The 16,485-nt window shown below is 71.1% G+C and carries 16 protein-coding genes; 7 read left to right on the forward strand and 9 right to left on the reverse strand.

The annotated features are described in order from the left end of the window. Positions 1-71 precede the first annotated feature (71 nt). The gene (locus PV419_RS16465; protein WP_319689292.1) at positions 72-476 is read right to left on the reverse strand and encodes a VOC family protein; all 405 of its coding nucleotides are present in this window, start codon (positions 474-476) and stop codon (positions 72-74) included. Positions 477-537: 61 nt separating this feature from the next. Between PV419_RS16465 and PV419_RS16470 the strand changes: the two genes are divergently transcribed. After that, a complete protein-coding gene (locus tag PV419_RS16470; RefSeq protein ID WP_319689293.1) occupies positions 538-972 on the forward strand; it encodes a MarR family transcriptional regulator in 435 nt (144 codons plus the stop codon). 34 nt (positions 973-1,006) lie between these two features. Here the strand turns inward: PV419_RS16470 and PV419_RS16475 are convergent, their stop codons facing one another. Together PV419_RS16475 and PV419_RS16480 are read right to left on the reverse strand one after the other, a co-directional pair. Beyond that, on the reverse strand, positions 1,007-3,388 hold the full coding sequence (locus PV419_RS16475; RefSeq protein WP_319689294.1) for an ABC transporter permease: 2,382 nt from the start codon (positions 3,386-3,388) through the stop codon (positions 1,007-1,009). After that, positions 3,388-4,155 (reverse strand): ABC transporter ATP-binding protein, encoded by a 768-nt coding sequence (locus PV419_RS16480; RefSeq protein ID WP_319689295.1) that lies wholly within the window; start codon positions 4,153-4,155, stop codon positions 3,388-3,390. The genes PV419_RS16475 and PV419_RS16480 overlap by 1 nt, the downstream gene beginning before the upstream one ends. Positions 4,156-4,264: 109 nt before the next feature. On the opposite strand from PV419_RS16480, the gene PV419_RS16485 reads away from it, so the two are divergent. Together PV419_RS16485 and PV419_RS16490 are read left to right on the forward strand one after the other, a co-directional pair. Further along, positions 4,265-5,488, forward strand: coding sequence for a sensor histidine kinase (locus PV419_RS16485; RefSeq protein WP_319689296.1), 1,224 nt, complete (start codon positions 4,265-4,267; stop codon positions 5,486-5,488). Continuing rightward, positions 5,473-6,120, forward strand: coding sequence for a response regulator transcription factor (locus PV419_RS16490; RefSeq protein ID WP_319689297.1), 648 nt, complete (start codon positions 5,473-5,475; stop codon positions 6,118-6,120). The genes PV419_RS16485 and PV419_RS16490 overlap by 16 nt, the downstream gene beginning before the upstream one ends. A gap of 67 nt (positions 6,121-6,187) precedes the next feature. On the opposite strand, the gene PV419_RS16495 is transcribed toward PV419_RS16490, so the two are convergent. Continuing rightward, a complete protein-coding gene (locus tag PV419_RS16495) occupies positions 6,188-6,763 on the reverse strand; it encodes a TerD family protein (protein ID WP_319689299.1) in 576 nt (191 codons plus the stop codon). A gap of 197 nt (positions 6,764-6,960) precedes the next feature. Here PV419_RS16495 and arfB point away from each other — a divergent pair, with 197 nt between their 5' ends. After that, positions 6,961-7,389, forward strand: coding sequence for an alternative ribosome rescue aminoacyl-tRNA hydrolase ArfB (gene arfB / locus PV419_RS16500; protein ID WP_319689301.1), 429 nt, complete (start codon positions 6,961-6,963; stop codon positions 7,387-7,389). 74 nt (positions 7,390-7,463) lie between these two features. Here arfB and PV419_RS16505 read toward each other — a convergent pair whose 3' ends face one another. Then, positions 7,464-7,820, reverse strand: coding sequence for an arsenate reductase family protein (locus PV419_RS16505; RefSeq protein ID WP_319689302.1), 357 nt, complete (start codon positions 7,818-7,820; stop codon positions 7,464-7,466). Positions 7,821-7,883: 63 nt separating this feature from the next. Next, the gene (locus tag PV419_RS16510; protein WP_319689305.1) at positions 7,884-8,384 is read right to left on the reverse strand and encodes a flavin reductase family protein; all 501 of its coding nucleotides are present in this window, start codon (positions 8,382-8,384) and stop codon (positions 7,884-7,886) included. Between the two features lie 417 nt (positions 8,385-8,801). Here PV419_RS16510 and cdgB point away from each other — a divergent pair, with 417 nt between their 5' ends. Then, entirely contained in the window at positions 8,802-10,508 is a 1,707-nt protein-coding gene (cdgB, locus tag PV419_RS16515) for a diguanylate cyclase CdgB (RefSeq protein ID WP_319689306.1), read from the forward strand. Positions 10,509-10,706: 198 nt separating this feature from the next. Next, a complete protein-coding gene (locus PV419_RS16520) occupies positions 10,707-11,714 on the forward strand; it encodes a CBM35 domain-containing protein (protein WP_319689307.1) in 1,008 nt (335 codons plus the stop codon). Between the two features lie 42 nt (positions 11,715-11,756). On the opposite strand, the gene PV419_RS16525 is transcribed toward PV419_RS16520, so the two are convergent. From PV419_RS16525 to PV419_RS16535, 3 genes are all read right to left on the reverse strand, one after another. Continuing rightward, positions 11,757-12,686, reverse strand: a complete 930-nt coding sequence (locus PV419_RS16525) for a 1-phosphofructokinase family hexose kinase (protein ID WP_319689309.1) — start codon at positions 12,684-12,686, stop codon at positions 11,757-11,759. 154 nt (positions 12,687-12,840) lie between these two features. Continuing rightward, entirely contained in the window at positions 12,841-14,058 is a 1,218-nt protein-coding gene (nagA, locus tag PV419_RS16530) for an N-acetylglucosamine-6-phosphate deacetylase (RefSeq protein ID WP_319689311.1), read from the reverse strand. Beyond that, on the reverse strand, positions 14,058-14,990 hold the full coding sequence (locus PV419_RS16535) for an ROK family protein (RefSeq protein WP_319689312.1): 933 nt from the start codon (positions 14,988-14,990) through the stop codon (positions 14,058-14,060). Before PV419_RS16535 ends, nagA begins: the two co-directional genes overlap by 1 nt. A 230-nt stretch (positions 14,991-15,220) precedes the next feature. Here PV419_RS16535 and PV419_RS16540 point away from each other — a divergent pair, with 230 nt between their 5' ends. Then, positions 15,221-16,483: an extracellular solute-binding protein gene (locus PV419_RS16540; RefSeq protein WP_319689313.1), complete on the forward strand. Its 1,263-nt coding sequence runs from the start codon at positions 15,221-15,223 to the stop codon at positions 16,481-16,483. Positions 16,484-16,485 lie beyond the last annotated feature (2 nt).

Genomic DNA, 16,485 nt, shown 5'->3' on the forward strand with positions numbered 1-16,485 from the left:
GGAGCTGCTTGCGGTACGGCTCCTTCGGGGGCGAGTCGATGAGACCCCGGGCCTTGCTTCCGGCGGTTCGGTCAATAGGACTGCAGCTCCAGCAAGTTGCCCTCGGGGTCGCGGACATGGGCCGTGCGGCATGTCGGCCCCCATTCGGGGCGCGCGGTCGGCCCGGCGACGTCCTGCGCCCCGTTGGCGAGACACAGCGCATGGGCCGCGTCGACATCGGAGACCCGGCTGACCAGCATGACCGCATCCTGTGCGGGCCGGTGCTCGGGCAGCTCGGTGGTCCCGGCCGCCGCGGCCATGGCGGCGCGGTCGAAGAGCCTCACCGCCCCCTCCTCGCCCACGTCCCAACTCGCGTAAGGGCCCTGCTCATTGCCGCCTGTCAGACGAGCGCCGATCAGCTTCGGCAAGACCGAGTCGTAGAACCGGAAGCAGTCGCCGAATCGAGTCACGAGGAGGCGCGGGTGCATCGCGTCCATATGGATTCCTTCTCCAATGATAGGTGCGCACCAATGATTGGTGTTGACCTACCATAAGGGCATGTCCGCAATGCCTCCGAGTCTCACCTCGCTCACCAGCTACCTTCTGTCCAAAGTGGGCAAGAATGCCCGAGGTCTCCTCGCCGAACGCCTCGCGGTCAAGGAGCTGCGCCTGTGGCACATGGCGACGCTCGCCGCCCTCGCCGACTTCGGCCCGCACGCTCAGCGGGACCTCGCCCAGCGACTGGCCATCCACACAAGTGACATGACCAAGCTTCTCGATGAACTCGCCGCCCAGGGGCATGTCACCCGCGACCGCGACCCCGCCGACCGCCGCAAGGTCCTGGTCACCGTCACACCGGCCGGGCGCGATGCCCTCGCCGCTCTCATCGACGAAGCCGAGGCCGTTCAGGACGCGATCCTCGCACCCCTGAGCACCGACGAACGCACCCTTCTTCACGGCCTGCTGCTGCGCCTGCATGACGGGCCGGGCTGAGGCAGCTCGCGGAGGCGCTGATCGCCACGCCGTCCTATGCCGTTTCCCGGCGCATGGTTCGCCATGTGACGATCACGCTCGCCGCGGTGGCCAGCAAGAGGGAGCCGGCGATCACCCAGGCGACCGTGGACAGGTTCAGGTGCAGGCCGACGTCGGTGGAGGTCGCCTGGGACAGCCCGGACGCCATGCCGGCCAGCGGGCCCAGGGGCACCAGGACGCCGAGGGCCGCGCCGACGGTGGTGACGAGGGTGGTCTCGGCGACGGAGAACAGCAGTAGCTGCTGTTCCGTGCCGCCGGCCGACCTCATCACGGAGAAGTCGCGGCGCCGGCTGTGTGCGGTCATGGCCATGCTGTTGGCCACGGCGATGCCGCTGTAGCCGACGGCGATGACGATCAGCATGGTGGCGAGGCTGTCGGTCAGCTTCGCGTCGGTGTTGTAATCGTCGAGCGCGTACCGCATCGCGTCGTGCACGGCCGTGCCGGGGACGGCGGTGGCGGGCTGAGACGTGGCCGGGACGAAGATGTCGTCGGTGAGCGCGGCCGGATCGTGCTCGCGCACCAGCGCGCGGGCCACGACGAAGTCGCCGCGGGCGGGGTCGTCCGCCAGGACCTGTGCGATGCGCAGCGTCATCGTGGTGCCGTCGGCGAAGCGCACCGTGTGGCTGTCACCGGCCTTCACGCCGAGGAAGGCCGCCATCCGCTCGCCGAGCACCGCCTGGCCCGGCTTGTCCCAGCGCGCGTCGCGTGAGCCGAGCGCGTCGATGACGGCGAGGTCGCCGTCCTTGTCGCGGACGAAGGCGCGGGTGGGCAGCGCGGCCTTGCCCACCGGGTTGGCGGCGACCACCTCGTCGGTGTTGCCCGGTGTCCCGTCCGGAGTCACGATCATCTGTCCTTTGAGCTTGACCGCGTCGCCCGCCGGGTACGCCACACGCATGGTCTCCACCATGCCGCTGAGCAGGACGGCGAAACCGACGGCGGCTATCACCGGAGCGGCGAGGGAGGCCGCCCGGCGCGCGTTGGCGCCCAGCTCCGCCCGCACGAGCAGGGGGGCGGCCGAGCGGGACCGCTCGAACGGCGAGGTGAGGGCACGTCCGACGGGGCCGACGAACACCGGCGCGAGCAGCGCCGCTGCCACGATGAGCACCATCGTGGCGCAGATCGCCAGGTTGATGCGGCTGTCGGCGGCGACCGAGGCGGTCGCGATCGCGAGCACCAGGCCGAGGCCGAGCACGGTCAGGCCGCCGATCCAGCGTGCACGGCTCATGGTCCGGCTGTTCGCCCCGCTGTCCAACAGCGCCTCGACCGGCGCGACCTTGGCAGCGGTCCGTCCGGCCGACCAGGCCCCGAGGACGCTGACGCCGATACCGATGGCCGCGGCCGTGAACAGCGGCCACATCGCCACCCGCAGCGTGAGTTCCGGGGGCGTCACGTCGAGCCCCTTGAGGATGTCACGCAGCAATGGTGCGGCGCCGATACCGGTCAGGCAGCCGGTCAGCGAGCCGAGCAGGCCGATGACGCCCGCCTCGCCCAGGATCATCCGGCGCACCTGCCGGGGGGTCGCGCCGATCATGCGCAGCAGGCCGATCTCCCGCCGCCGCAGCCCGGTCGCCAGGGCGAGCATGGACGCGACGACGAAGACCGTGGTGAACAGGCCGAGCGTCGCCAAAGCCGTGATGAGCTGTGTGCCGAGGAACCGCTTGTGCTCCACGTACTCGGGCTGGAGCGCCGAGCGGCCGTCGCCGGTGACCACGGTGCCCTTGTCGCCGACGACGCTCTCGGCCTTCGCCTTGACCTCGCTGACGGAGGCGCCCTTGTCGGTGAGGATCGCGAGGGCGCCGACGCCGGGCTCCTGCCGTGCGGCGAAGGCGTCGGTGAAGTAGTAGCCCGGTCCGTCGACGGTGCCGACCACGCGGAACTCGGTGCGGCCGGCGGTGATGTTCACCGTGAGGGTGCTGCCCGGAGCCACCCCGAGCGACCGGTCCACCACGACCTCGTGGTCCGTGGCCGGCGCCCGTCCCTTGACGAGCTCGTACGGTGCGAGGCGCGCGCTCGGCCAGCCGTGCCCGGCCTCCAGTGCGCCCTTGTCCGCCACCGGCCGCTCGCCGCGGAAGGCCTGCGCGTAGAACGAGCGGTCCACGACCACGGAGGCCACGCCGGGCACCTCGCGCAGCCTCTCGATGAGCGGCTGCGCCTCGCTTTCGCTCCACGGCACCCGGTCCTTCGGGCTGCCGTCCTCGTCGGCCGCCTGGTCGGGGATCGCGAGCGCGGGGGCACCCGCCAGACGGGACTGGACGTTGGGGAGGGAGGAGTCGTAGATGATCAGCGTCGTGGTGATGAGCGCGACGCCGACCAGCACCGCGGCGAAGGCTGCCAGGAAGCTGCTCCAGCGCTCACGGACGTTTGCGAAGACCAGCATCACGCCTCCAGCTTTGCCATGTGGGCGGCGATCGAGGCGGCGTTGCGGCTGTCGGAGCCACGGCTGAGGGCGATCCGGTCCGTGATGCGGCCGTCCTTGAGGAAGACGACCACGTCGGCGACCGCCGCGGCCATGGGGTCGTGGGTGACCATGAGCGTGGTCTGGCCCTCCTGGTCGACCAGCATGCGCATCATGTGCAGCACCTCGCGCGAGGTGATGGTGTCCAGTGCGCCGGTGGGCTCGTCCGCGAACAGCACGTCCGGCCGGGTCACGAGCGCGCGGGCGAGTGCGACGCGCTGCTGCTGGCCGCCGGACATCTCGCTGGGGCGGTGCCCCGCCCGCTCGGACAGACCGACCGCGGCCAGCGCCTCGGCGACCTGCCCGCGGCCCACCCGGCGCCCGGCGAAACGCGACGGCAACTCGACGTTCTGCGCCGCGGTCAGTGATTCGACCAGGTTGAAGGACTGGAACACAAAGCCGATGTGGTCGCGCCGGAATGTGGTGCGCTCCCGCTCGTTCTTCCGGCCGATGTCGACACCGGCCACCACGACCCGGCCTTCGGTGGGCCGGTCCAGACCGGCCGCACACTGGAGCAGCGTGGATTTCCCGGAGCCGGACGGCCCCATGATGGCGGTGAAGGTCCCACGGGGAAAGCCGATGGAAACGCCGTCCAGTGCGGTGACGGAGCGATCGCCGGCTCCGTGGACCTTGCGGACGGTGTGAAGCTCAACCGCATCGGATGCGGGTGCCTGCCTGGTAGGGGTCATGGCGTCGATTTCAGCGGGACGACCCGTGCCACCGCACTGATCTGAGCTGTAGTCCGTAGGTAGAGCCAGCTCTACTGAGTTGACCGGCTGCGCGGGATAGCGTCGTCGCATGTACCCCAGAACGGCCTGGCAGGCCATGGCTCAGCGCCCACTGAGCTTCTTGACCTCCAGCTGGCCATGGCGCTCACTGGCGTATCTGGCCACCGGTGTTGTGGTCGGCGCGGCCGCGGTGGCGGTGTTCGTGACAGGGCTCGTGGCCGGGCTGCTTCTGCTGGTGGTCCTGGTCGGTGTGGCCCCGCTGGTCGGCGTCGTGCTGTCGTCGAACACCGTGGCGACGGTCGAGCGGTACCGGCTGCGCCTCGTCGACCGCGACGAGATGCCGAACCCGCACCGGCCTCCTGACGGAGCCGGTTTCCGCGCCTGGATGTCGACCCGGCTGACCGAACAGGTCACCTGGCGCGAGCTGGGGTTCGCGCTTGTCTCCGCGGCGGCGCTGTGGTGGCTGGACCTGCTGGTACTCGCCTTCTCCTTCGGACTGCCCGTGCTCACGTTCGAGGCACTCCAAGACAGGACCACCTGGCCGTGGGCGGTCTTCGGTGTCATCGTGCTGCTGGCCTCGCCGTACACCGTGACCTCGTGGGCGGGGGCGCGCGCCGCGCTCACCCGGACCTTCCTCGCCCCGCGGGACGGCGAACTCGGGGAGTCCCTGCGGGAGGTCCAGGCCTCGCGCGTGCGGCTCATCGACTCCTTCGACGCCGAGCGCGTACGCATCGAGCGCGACCTGCACGATGGCGCGCAGCAACGGCTGGTGTCGCTCGGGATGATGCTGGGTCTGATGCGCCTGGACATCCCCGAGGGATCTCCGCTGGCCGCCCAGCTGACGGCGGCCGAGGAGCAGCTTTCCACCGCCCACCAGGAGTTGCGCAGTCTCATCCGGGGGCTCAACCCCCCGGTGCTCGCGGACCACGGCCTGGTCGCCGCCGTGCAGGACCACGCGAGCCGTTTCCCCGTCCCGGTCACCGTCGATCTCCAGCTGCCGGGAAGACTCCCTCGGCAACTGGAGACCAATGTGTACTACCTGATCAACGAGGCCATGACGAACATCGCGCGGCACAGCGGCGCCAAGAGCGCCAAGATCCATGGCCGATACCATGCGGACGTGCTGGTTCTGGAGATCACGGACGATGGACACGGCGGCGCGGAGCCGAGCGCCGGCAGCGGTCTGACCGGTCTCGCGGACCGGCTCACCGCGTTGGAGGGCCGGATGCGGGTGTCCAGCCCGGTCGGCGGTCCGACCCTGCTCCATGTGGAGATTCCATGCCACTTCGCGTGATCGTCGCGGAGGACGCCGTCCTGTTGCGTGAAGGGCTGGTCAGCCTGTTGCAGCGGTTCGGCCACGAGACGCTCGCCGCGGTGGGCAGTGCGGACGCGCTGCTCGAGGCGGTCCACCACGACCGGCCCGATCTTGTGATCACGGACGTACGGATGCCGCCCGGGGAGGGAGACGACGGACTGCGGGCGGCGGTGGCCCTGCGCGAGACGTACACCAGGCTGCCGGTGCTGGTGCTCAGCCAGTACGTCGAGCGGTCGTATGCCGTACGGCTGCTCGACTCGTGCAACGGCGCGGCGGTGGGTTATTTGTTGAAGGAACGCGTCGGTGCGGTCGTCGACTTCATGGCGGCGCTGGACCGCGTGGCCGGCGGCGGGACCGTGGTGGACCCCGAGGTGATCCACCAGCTCGTCAAGCTCCGTCACGATCCTCTGGAACGGCTCAGCGCCCGCGAAAAGGAAGTCTTGAGCCTCATGGCGGAGGGACGGTCCAACGCGAATCTGGCGGCCCAGTTGTTCATCAGCGAAGCCGCCGTCAACAAGCACATCGGCAACATCTTCAACAAGCTCGATCTGCCAGTGGACACGGACGGGCATCGCCGGGTCCTGGCGGTGCTGGCGTTCCTCAGAGCGTGACACCGGCCTCGCGCCAAGGGCCGCCCTTGAACAGGGCGGCCCTCGGCGTGGTGTGGCTCGTCAGACCTCAGACGTTGACGCCGAAGTCCTTGGCGATGCCCGCCAGGCCCGCGGCGTAGCCCTGGCCGACCGCGCGGAACTTCCACTCCGCGCCGTTGCGGTAGAGCTCGCCGAAGACCATGGCGGTCTCGGTGGCCGCGTCCTCGCTCAGGTCGTAGCGGGCGATCTCGGTGCCGCCGGCCTGGTTGATGATGCGGATGAAGGCATTCCGCACCTGGCCGAAGTTCTGGCTGCGGGACTCGGCGTCGTAGATGGAGACCGGGAAGACGATCTTCTCGACGTCGGCGGGCAGGCCCGCCAGGTTGACGTTGATCTGCTCGTCGTCGCCCTCGCCCTGGCCGGTGACGTTGTCACCGGTGTGGACGATGGTCTGGTCCGGGGTGGACTTGTTGTTGAAGAAGATGAAGTGCTGGTCCGAGTAGACCTTGCCGCTCGGGTTCACGGCGATGGCGCTCGCGTCCAGGTCGAAGTCGGTACCGGTGGTGGTGCGGACGTCCCAGCCAAGGCCCACCGTGACGGCGGTCAGGCCCGGTGCCTCCTTGGTGAGCGAGACGTTGCCGCCCTTGGACAGGCTTACAGCCATGGGGAGTCCCTTTCGTGGTCGAGTCCTCGGGGCTTCGTACTCCGGACGAAGCTACCGTCACCCACCTCAACGCCGTCAGCCGCCCACCGGTTCCAGGTTCCTTTACCTTCTTTGCCAAGTCTTATCGCCGGGCGGTTCGCTCTCGCCCGGCGCGAAATACAGATGACGGCCCTCCGGCGGCGCGGGATCATAGGGGCATGCCCGGGCCCTATGTCATCCGTGGCTCGGTCTCCCTGCCGGAGGCCGAGCTGATGTGGCGTTTCTCGCGGTCGTCCGGGCCGGGCGGGCAGCACGTCAACACCAGCGACAGCCAGGTGGAGCTGCGCTTCGACCTGGCCGCGACCGAGGCGCTTCCGCCGGTGTGGAAGGAGCGCGCGCTGGAGCGGCTTGCGGGGCGGCTGGTCGGCGGGGTGGTGACCGTACGGGCCTCCGAGCACCGCTCGCAGTGGCGCAACCGTGAGACGGCCGCGGTCCGGCTCGCGTCGCTGCTGGCCGAGGCGACCGCGCCGCCGCCCAAGCCGCGCCGTCCGACCCGTATCCCACGCGGCATCAACGAGCGGCGGCTGCGGGAGAAGAAGCAGCGCGGCGACACCAAGCGGGGGCGGTCCGGGCGGGACTGGGGTTAGTCGGGGTGGCGCGCTTTGGCCGCTTGTCCTGGCCGACGGCGTGAAGGTCTGCTTCGACGGGCGGCTCCGGGCGGCTACGGGAGTACGGAGCGGACCGCGTCCGGTGTGCGGCCCACGACCGCCGTGCCGTCGTCCGCTGTGATGATCGGCCGCTGGATGAGGATCGGATGGGCGGCCAGCGCCTCGATCCACCGGGCGCGGGCGGACTCCTCGCGCGGCCAGTTGCTCAGGCCCAGTTCGGCCGCGGCGGATTCACCGGTGCGGGTGATGTCCCAGGGCTCCAGGCCGAGGCGGTGCAGTACGTCCTCGATCTCCTTGGCCGTAGGCGGCGCTTCCAGATAGCGGCGCACCGTGTACTGGGCGCCCTCGGCGTCCAGCAGGGTCAGCGCGGACCGGCACTTGGAGCAGGCGGGGTTGATCCAGATTTCCATGGGTTCGTCGGTCTCTCGATCGCCAAAAGGAGCGTGGACGACGTTACCCGAGCGGGGAGAGGGTCAGTCCAGCGTGCGGTAGCGGCCCCGGAAGTACATCAGCGGGCCGCCGTCCGCGCTCGGGGTCCCCGCCGACAGCACCCGGCCCACCACCAGCGTGTGGTCGCCGGCCGTCACCCGCTGCTCGGTGCGGCTCTCCACGATCGCGAGCGCCCCGCCGACGAGGGGCGCGCCTGTGGTGGCGCCGCGCGTATAGGGGATGTCCTCGAACAGTAGCCTGTCGCTGATGCGCCCCTTCATGGCGAATCGTCCCGCTATGTGGCGCTGGCTTTCCGACAGGACCGATACCGCCCAGAGGGGCTGTCGGGCCAGGAGGTCGTCCATCCGCGAGCCGTTGCGAACGCTCACCATGACGAGCGGCGGGTCAAGTGACACTGACATAAACGCGGTGGCTGTCATGCCGACGTCCTCGCCACGCGCCCCTTCCTCCGGGTCGTGGGCGGTCACCAGTACCACGCCCGCCGAGAGTCGGGACAGGGCGGCACGGAACTCGTCCTCACTCACCCCACCAGCATGGGGGATGGCGGGCTGCGCGGGGGCGGAACTCGATGGGTGCGGCACGTACTGAACGCTAACGCGGGCCCGGCGGGTTCCGCATCGGGCCCCGGGACCAGGCCGGTCCTAGGTCGCGGGCTGTATCCGCCCTACGCCGGGGGTGGCAGTGGGCGACCTTCGGATGAGTGGCTGAACGGCGTTTCGGGATTTGCATTCACAAAAAACAGGAGCGCTCCCACGCTTGTCTCCAAGGCTTGAACACTGTCTGTGACATGACTCACACCAGGCAGTAATTGTTGACCCTGTGTACCGAGTGGGCAGCTCGCTGTGATTCAGTGGCCATGGCAATCGGACGACAAGTCGGACGACAAGAAGGACGACGAGAAGCCAGGAGTTGCTGTCGAGGTCTCGGGGGAGTAGCAAGCGATGGAGACCGAGTCGGAGCCGTATATCCGCCTTGCGACCCTGCGGCTGTTGCACCAGGTGGTCGCCGATCTGAACACCGCCCGCAGCCTCGCCGACACCGTGCAGACAGTCGCCGACGGGGTGATCGCCGGGCTCGGCTACCAGCTCTCGGCCGTCAATCTGGTCCGTCCGGACGGCGATCTGGTCGTCGCGGCCGTCGGCGGAAACGCCGGGGCCGAGGCATTGATGGCCGGCCGGGTCGGCTCGCGCGCTTCTTGGGAGCGCCGGCTGTCCATGGGCGACCGCTGGGGCGACCTGCACTTCATCCCGTACACGGAGGGGTGGGTGCTGGACGAGGACGACGTTCCGGAGTGGCCCACCCCCGGACCCGCGCCCCGCTACGCCGACGAATGGCATCCCATGGACCGCCTGTTCGCCCCGATGTACACGGCGGGCGGCGCGGGCGGCGAGCTGATCGGCGTCATAACCGTCGACCGGCCGAGCAATGGCCGCCGCCCCGGCGCATGGGGGCGCGAGGCCCTGCAGATGTACGCCTTTCACGCCGCGACCGCGATCGGCAACGCCCGCCTGCGCGCCAACATGCAGCGCGCGTTGCTGCGCCTCGAGCGCGAGCAGCAGGCCCTGCGCGCCAGCGAGGAGAGCTTCCGGCAGGCCTTCGAGTACGCGCCGAGCGGCATGGCCATCGCCGAGATGGGCGGCGACCAGCACGGGCGGCTGCTGCGCGCCAACGACGCGCTGTGCCGGCTGCTGGGCCGCCCGGCCTCCGCCCTGCGCCGCTACTCCTTCTCCGACCTCGTGCACCGCGAGGACATCGGCACCCTGCTGCGCACCTCCGCCGAGGGCGGCCGCTCCGAGCTGCGGCTGGCCCGCAGGGACGGCAGCTACGTCTGGGTGAGCCTGCGCAACTCCGTGGTCGCCGACGCGGCTGACGGCCCGCGCTTTCTGCTCACCCACGTCGAGGACATCGAGGAGCGCAAACACCACGAGCTGCAGCTCGCCCACCGCGCCAGCCACGACTCGCTGACCGGCCTGCCCAACAGCGCCGAGCTGCGCGCCCGCCTCGGCAGCAGGCTGTGCGGCAACCCGCCGCGGCCCGGGCGGTCCGGGACCGGGGCCGACGCCGGGGCGGGCGCGCTCTCCCGCGGCTACGACGAGTTCGAGAGGTTGGCTGTCTTCGACGAGCCGGGCGTCTTCGATGCGCCGGGTGTCTTCGAGGGGCCGGGGCCGAACAGGCCGGGCGGCTCCATCCCGTACGAGCCCCATGTACACGCCATCGCGCCACGGGAGGACGACGACGTCGACGACGGCCACAAGGGGCTGGCCGTCCTCTTCTGCGACCTGGACGGCTTCAAGTCGATCAACGACCGGTTCGGCCACCACGCGGGCGACGCCGTCCTCATCGAGGTCGCCCGCCGGCTGGCCGCCGGGGTGCGGGAGGGGGACACCGTGGCCCGCCTCGGCGGCGACGAGTTCGTGGTCCTCGCGGACGGCCTCGGCCGGGCCGACGCCAAGGACCTGGCGGTCCGGCTACGCAACGCGATCACCCCACCGATCCGGGTGGACGGCCGGGCCGTCCGGGTCGGGGCCAGCTTCGGTATCGGCTGGGCCAGTTGCGGGATGACGGCCGAGGAAGTGCTGCAGTCGGCCGACCAGCGGATGTACGTCGAGAAGCGGTCGCGCGCCAAGGACCGCCGCCGCGTCGGATGAACCTTCTCCGACTCGCGTTGCCCTCGGCAGGGTAGGCTGCCCTGATGCGGCACTGCCGCCGAGGGTGAATCGATCATGAATATTGGCCATCCGGACAGTGCATGCCCTGTTGCGGCCCTCCCGGCCCTGATATGAGCTGTCATGGCGCATACGCACCTGAGCGCCTTTGGCCATATGCACAGGGGAGTGACGAGAGGGATGACGGCCGGCAACAACGGCTCGGACACGCCGGAGAATGACGACCCGTTCGCCTATCTGTACCGCTCGGAGGGCGGACAGGACGGCCAGCCGGGACAGTCGGGCTCCGCCCCCCGGACCGGCGGCTACGGCTACCCGGGCCCGGCCGCCCCGCACCAGCCAGGGGTCCCCCGCACCTCGTACAACCACGTCCGCGCGGTCGGCGAGCGCACCTACGGGCAGCAGAACCAGCAGCAGTACCAGCAGGGTCAGCAGATCCCGAACCAGCAGGCGTACGGCCGCCAGGGCCAGCAGCAGGGCCACGGGCAGCAGAACGCCCACTACGCCGCCCCCGAGACCATGCCCGGCGGCGCCCCCCGCCAGCCGGCCCCCTCGCGCGGCGGCCGCGGCCGTGGCCCCAACAACAAGGGGCTGCTCATCGGCGCGCTCGCCGTCGTCGCCGTGGTCGTGGTCGGCATCGGCGTCGCGATGCTCACGAACAATGACGGCAACAAGGACGACAAGGCCGACCCCACCAACTCGCCCACGGCGGGCGCGAGCGTCAAGCCCAGCGAGACCGCCGAGCCGTCCAAGAAGCCGTCCGCGCTGCCCACCGAGGACGCGTGGGGCATGCGCCTGGAGGGCGGCGCGGCCCCCGCGACGGACATCCCCGGCGCCAAGGCCGAGGGCGGTAAGTACGTCGGCGGGATGAACGCCCCCGGCGCGTCCGTGACCTGGAACGTGGACGTCGCCAAGGCGGGCCAGTACCGGGTGTACGCGAGGTACGGCGTGCCCGGCGAGAACCAGTCGCTCTCGCTCACCGTCAACGGGGAGCGGTCGACCCGGCCGATCAATATGGAGAACTTCGTCCCGGGCGCGAAGAAGGGCGACTGGGAGAAGAGCTGGACGAGCACCTGGTCCCTCGTCAACCTCAACGAGGGCACCAACACCGTCAAGGTGTCCTGTGAGGCCGGCGACAAGTGCGAGGTCATCCTCGACCAGCTGTGGCTCACCGGCAAGGACGGCTGACGACGCCGCCGTACGGCGCGGGGCGCCGGGCCTGGTGGCCGCTCAGGCCGCCGGGCCCTCGGTGACCTCGATCCGGCCCAGCAGCTCCTCGTAGGTGGCGCGGTCGAACTCGCCCGCCGCCGGGACCCGTACGGCCGCCGCCGACAGGGCCACCGCGCGTGCCAGCCGGTCCGGCCACGGGGCCCCGTCGACCAGGCCGGACAGCAGCCCGGCCACCGCGGAGTCCCCCGCCCCCGTCGGATTGCCCGCGAGGCGGCGCGGCGGGGCGGCCCGCCAGGTGCCCTCGGAGGTGACCGCCAGCATGCCGTCCGCGCCGAGCGAGGCGGCCACCGCGCGCGCTCCGCGCCGTTGGGCGTCGCGCGCGGCGCGCAGCGGCTCGGTGGAGCCGGTGAGCCCGGCGAGTTCGTCGGCGTTCGGCTTGACGATGTCGGGGCGGGCGGCGATGCCGCGGCGCAGCGGTTCGCCGCTGGTGTCCAGCAGTGTGGGCACGCCCGCCGCGCGCGCGTCCCGGATGAGCCGCGCGTACGTCCCGACGGGTACGCCGGGCGGCAGGCTGCCGCACAGCGCGACCGCGGACGCCTCGCGCAGCAGCTCGGCGTACGCGCGGAGGAACGCGGACCGCTCGGGCGTGGTGACGATCGGGCCGGGCTCGTTGAGCTGGGTGGAGTCGCCCGAGTCGGCGTCGACGACGCCGACGGTGCGCCGGGTCGTACCGGCGATCGGCACCAGGGCGTCCGTCACCCCGCCGCCGAGTTCGGCGAGCCGTTCCCGCAGGACTGTCCCCGTCACGCCCCCGGCGAAGCCCGTGACGACGGTGCGGTGGCCGAGGGCGGCCAGCACCCGGGCGACGTTGAGGCCCTTGCCGCCGGGCCGCTCGGTGACCTCGGTGACGCGGTGGGTGGTGTGGGCGCGCAGGCGTGGCACCTGGTAGGTGATGTCCAGGGCGGTGTTGAGCGTGACCGTCAGGATCACCCTGGCATCCCCTTCTTCTGGTTCTTCTGGTTCTTCTGGTTCTTCCGTCCCCCGGCCCGTCCTCGGCGCTGCGCGGCTGTGAAGGATCATGCCAAAACGGCGGCGGCGGGCCCAGACCCCCACCGGGGCCGGCCCGCCCAACCGAGGTGTCGGATCAGCCCACTTCGGGATCGATCACCCACTCGCCCCGGCGCATCACGCCCACCACCCCGAAGTCCTCGCCCAGCACGACCAGATCGGCGTCCTTGCCCGCCTCCAGGGAGCCCACCCGGGCATCGAGGCCCAGGACCTTCGCGGGGGTCGCGGACAGCGCTTGTACGGCCTCGGGCACGCTCAGCCCGTCGAGGGTCACGGCCCGGGCGAAGGCCTGGTCGAGGGTCAGGGTCGAGCCCGCGATCGAACCGGCCGTCGGGCCGCTGCTGATCCGCGCGACCCCGCCGGAGACCTCGACCTCCATCGGGCCCAGCGGGTAGATCCCGTCGCTCATGCCGGTCGCGCCCATCGCGTCCGTGATGAAGGCGACCCGGCCGGCGCCCGCGCGGCGGAAGGCGAGGCGCAGTGCGGCGGGGTGCAGATGCGTGCCGTCGTTGATCAGCTCGACGGTGATCCGCTCGTCCTCCAGCAGGGCGGCGACCGGCCCCGGCTCGCGGTGCAGCAGCGGCGGCATCGCGTTGAACAGGTGCGTCGCCACGGTCGCGCCCGCCTCGACGGCCTCGAGCGCCGCCTCGTACGCCGCGTCGGTGTGGCCGACGGCCGCGATGACGCCGCTGTCGGCCAGTAGCCGTACGGAGTCCAGGCCGCCGGGCAGTTCGGGCGCCAGGGTCATCATCTTCGCGGTGCCGCGCGCGGCGTCGACGAGCTTGCGCACGTCCGCGGGGTCCGGGTGGCGCAGCAGCGACGGCTGGTGGGCTCCGCAGCGGTGCGGGGAGATGAAGGGGCCCTCGAAGTGCACGCCGGCCAGGTCGCCCTGCTCGACCAGTTCGGAGAGGGCCGCGGCCTGCCGCGCGAGGTCGTCGAGGTCGCCGGTGACGGTGGAGGCGAGCAGGGTGGTGGTGCCGTGGCGGCGGTGCGTACGGGCGACGGTGAGGGCTTCCTCGGCGGTGCCGGCCGAGAAGGACGCCCCGCCGCCGCCGTGCACATGCATGTCGACGAAGCCGGGGACGATCCAGTGGCCGGTCAGATCGCGCGCGGAGCCGCCGGGGGCGGCCGCGCCGCCGCTGCTCACCTGCGCTCCGCCGGTCGCCGCCCTGCCCGCCTCGACGATGTGCCGGCCCTCGACCGTCACCCGTCCGTCCTCGACCACGCCGGTCGGCAGCACCACCCGGGCGCCCGTGAGAACCGTTCGAGCCGTGGGAGCCGTTCGTCCGATCATCAGGCGCTTACCTCCGTGGAGAGAAGATCCCAGGCGAGCAGACCCGCGCCCAGGCATCCGGCGGTGTCCCCGAGGGCCGCCGGGACGATAGAGGGCAGCTTCTGGAACGTGATCCGCTCCTCGACCGCCGTGCGCAGCGGCGCGAACAGGGTCTCCCCGGCCTCGGCCAGGCCGCCGCCGACGATCAGTACCCCGGGGTCCAGCAGGGTGACCCCGGTGACCAGGCCGTCGGCGAGGGCGCCCACGGCCTCCTGCCACACCGCCACGGCCCGCGGGTCGCCGGACTCGACGGCCTTGGCGCAGTCCGCGGCGTCCGCATGAAGGTCGCCGCTCGCCCGCGCCCAGGCGCGGCCCACCGCGGCGGCGGAGGCGAGCGTCTCCAGGCAGCCGGACTGCCCGCACCCGCACACCGGGCCGCCGGGCCGTACGACGACGTGGCCGATCTCCCCCGAGGAGCCGTTGGCCCCGGGGTCGACGTGTCCGTGGATGCCGATGGCCCCCGCGATGCCGGTGCCCACCGACACGAACAGGAAGCGGTCGGCCCCCTCGCCCGCTCCTATCCGGCCCTCGGCCAGCCCGCCCATGCGTACGTCGTGGGCCAGCGCGACCGGCGTTCCGGCGAGCCGTTCGGCCAGCAGGGCACGCAGCGGCACATCGCGCCAGCCGAGGTTGGCGGCGAAGACGGCGATGCCGCGGTCCTCGTCGAGGACCCCGGGCACGCCGACCCCGGCCGCGGCGGCCGGGGTGCCGTAGCGCTGCTCGCCGATGGCGCGCAGTTCGGCGGCGAAGTCGAGGATCGTGGCGACGACGGCCTCCGGTCCGCGCTCCCGGCCCGTGGGCCGTCTGTCCTCATGGAGGAGTGCGCCGTCCGCCCCCACGAGGGCGGCCTTCATGCCGGTGCCGCCCACATCCAGGGCGATGACGTGTCTCACGGGGACAGTCTCGCGCGATCCCCCGTAAGAGGTCTAGTCCACTCGCCGTGCGTACGGTGGACTAGGCTCCGGTTGTCCGCGAAAAGGTGAAAGTCGATACCGAAGCGATATCCGTATGGTGTAGACCCTGTGGAGGTACGCGGGGCAGACTCGCTCGACGCTCCTGGGGACCGGCCAGGGGGACAGTCGGACCACGAGGGTGGGGAAAAGCAGTGCAGCGTCGGCGATTCATGAGTCTGACGGCGGCGGGTGCCGCGACGGCGGCGATATCGCCCGCGCTGACGGCGTGCGGAAAGGAAGGCCCGGGCTCGGGCGACGTCACCCTGAAGGTGGTGGCGGCCGACTACGGCGACAGCTCGGCCAACGGCTCCCAGAAGTACTGGGACAAGCTGGCCCGGGAGTTCGAGGCCAAGCACGAGAACATCAAGGTCGACGTCACGATCCTCAGCTGGACCGAGGTCGACAAGAGCGTCGCCGACATGGTCAAGCGCGGCGAGGCCCCGGACATCGCGCAGATCGGCGCGTACGCCGACTTCGCCGCCGCGGGCAAGCTCTACCGCGCCGACCAGATGCTCTCCATCCCCACCCAGGCCGGGTTCATCGACTCGATCGCGCAGGCGGGCGAGGTCAAGCGGGTGCAGTACGGGCTGCCCTTCGTCTCCAGCGCCCGGCTCTTCTTCTACAACAAGCGGCTGTTCGAGGAGGCCGGTGTCCTCTCGGTCCCGGAGACCTGGGCCGAGCTGAAGGACGCCGCCGTCAAGCTCAAGGCGATGGGCGTGAAGATCCCCTACGGGCTGCCGCTCGGCCCCGAGGAGTCACAGGGCGAGGCCATGATGTGGATGCTCGGCGGCGGTGGCGGCTACACCGACAGCAACGGCAGCTACACCATCGACTCGAACGAGAACATCAAGACCTTCGAGTGGCTGCGCGACGAACTCGTCGGCGAGGGCCTCACCGGCCCCGACGTCCCTGCCCGCACCAACCGCCAGGACATCTTCGACGCCTTCACGCGCGGTGAGGTCGGCATGCTCAACGGCCACCCGACCCTGATGCAGCAGGCGGACGGCCATGGCATCGACTACGGCACCGCGCCGCTGCCCGGCCGTACGGGTAAGTCCAAGGCCACGATGGGCGTCGCCGACTGGGTCATGGCCTTCAAGCAGAACGGCAACCGCCGGCAGGCCGGGCTCTTCCTGGACTTCCTGTACGACGAGAAGAACGTTCTCGACTTCACCTCCCAGTACGACCTGCTGCCGGTGACCAGCAAGGCCTCCGCCACGATGCGCGGGGACCGCCAGTACAAGCGGCTGTGGAAGTTCCTCGACGAGCTGGCGACGGCGCAGTTCTACCCGGTGGACAAGACGTCCTGGGCGACGGTCCAGTCGGACCTGAAGAAGAAGATCGGTGCGGTGGTCTCCAAGGGCGGCGACCCGGCGGGTGTGCTCAGCGAGATCCAGCGCCAGGCCGACGCGCTGGAGAGCGCGCAGGGCTAGCG

It is taken from the genome of Streptomyces sp. ME19-01-6, assembly GCF_033793745.1.
Classification (GTDB): Bacteria; Actinomycetota; Actinomycetes; order Streptomycetales; family Streptomycetaceae; genus Streptomyces.

Excerpts from the sequence above, each read along its gene's own strand:
- PV419_RS16465 (WP_319689292.1), bottom strand. The coding sequence starts at position 476 with ATGGACGCGATGCACCCGCGCCTCCTCGTGACTCGATTCGGCGACTGC.
- PV419_RS16470 (WP_319689293.1), top strand. The coding sequence starts at position 538 with ATGTCCGCAATGCCTCCGAGTCTCACCTCGCTCACCAGCTACCTTCTG.
- PV419_RS16475 (WP_319689294.1), bottom strand. The coding sequence starts at position 3,388 with ATGCTGGTCTTCGCAAACGTCCGTGAGCGCTGGAGCAGCTTCCTGGCA.
- PV419_RS16480 (WP_319689295.1), bottom strand. The coding sequence starts at position 4,155 with ATGACCCCTACCAGGCAGGCACCCGCATCCGATGCGGTTGAGCTTCAC.
- PV419_RS16485 (WP_319689296.1), top strand. The coding sequence starts at position 4,265 with ATGTACCCCAGAACGGCCTGGCAGGCCATGGCTCAGCGCCCACTGAGC.
- PV419_RS16490 (WP_319689297.1), top strand. The coding sequence starts at position 5,473 with ATGCCACTTCGCGTGATCGTCGCGGAGGACGCCGTCCTGTTGCGTGAA.
- PV419_RS16495 (WP_319689299.1), bottom strand. The coding sequence starts at position 6,763 with ATGGCTGTAAGCCTGTCCAAGGGCGGCAACGTCTCGCTCACCAAGGAG.
- arfB (WP_319689301.1), top strand. The coding sequence starts at position 6,961 with ATGCCCGGGCCCTATGTCATCCGTGGCTCGGTCTCCCTGCCGGAGGCC.
- PV419_RS16505 (WP_319689302.1), bottom strand. The coding sequence starts at position 7,820 with ATGGAAATCTGGATCAACCCCGCCTGCTCCAAGTGCCGGTCCGCGCTG.
- cdgB (WP_319689306.1), top strand. The coding sequence starts at position 8,802 with ATGGAGACCGAGTCGGAGCCGTATATCCGCCTTGCGACCCTGCGGCTG.
- PV419_RS16520 (WP_319689307.1), top strand. The coding sequence starts at position 10,707 with ATGACGGCCGGCAACAACGGCTCGGACACGCCGGAGAATGACGACCCG.
- nagA (WP_319689311.1), bottom strand. The coding sequence starts at position 14,058 with ATGATCGGACGAACGGCTCCCACGGCTCGAACGGTTCTCACGGGCGCC.
- PV419_RS16540 (WP_319689313.1), top strand. The coding sequence starts at position 15,221 with ATGAGTCTGACGGCGGCGGGTGCCGCGACGGCGGCGATATCGCCCGCG.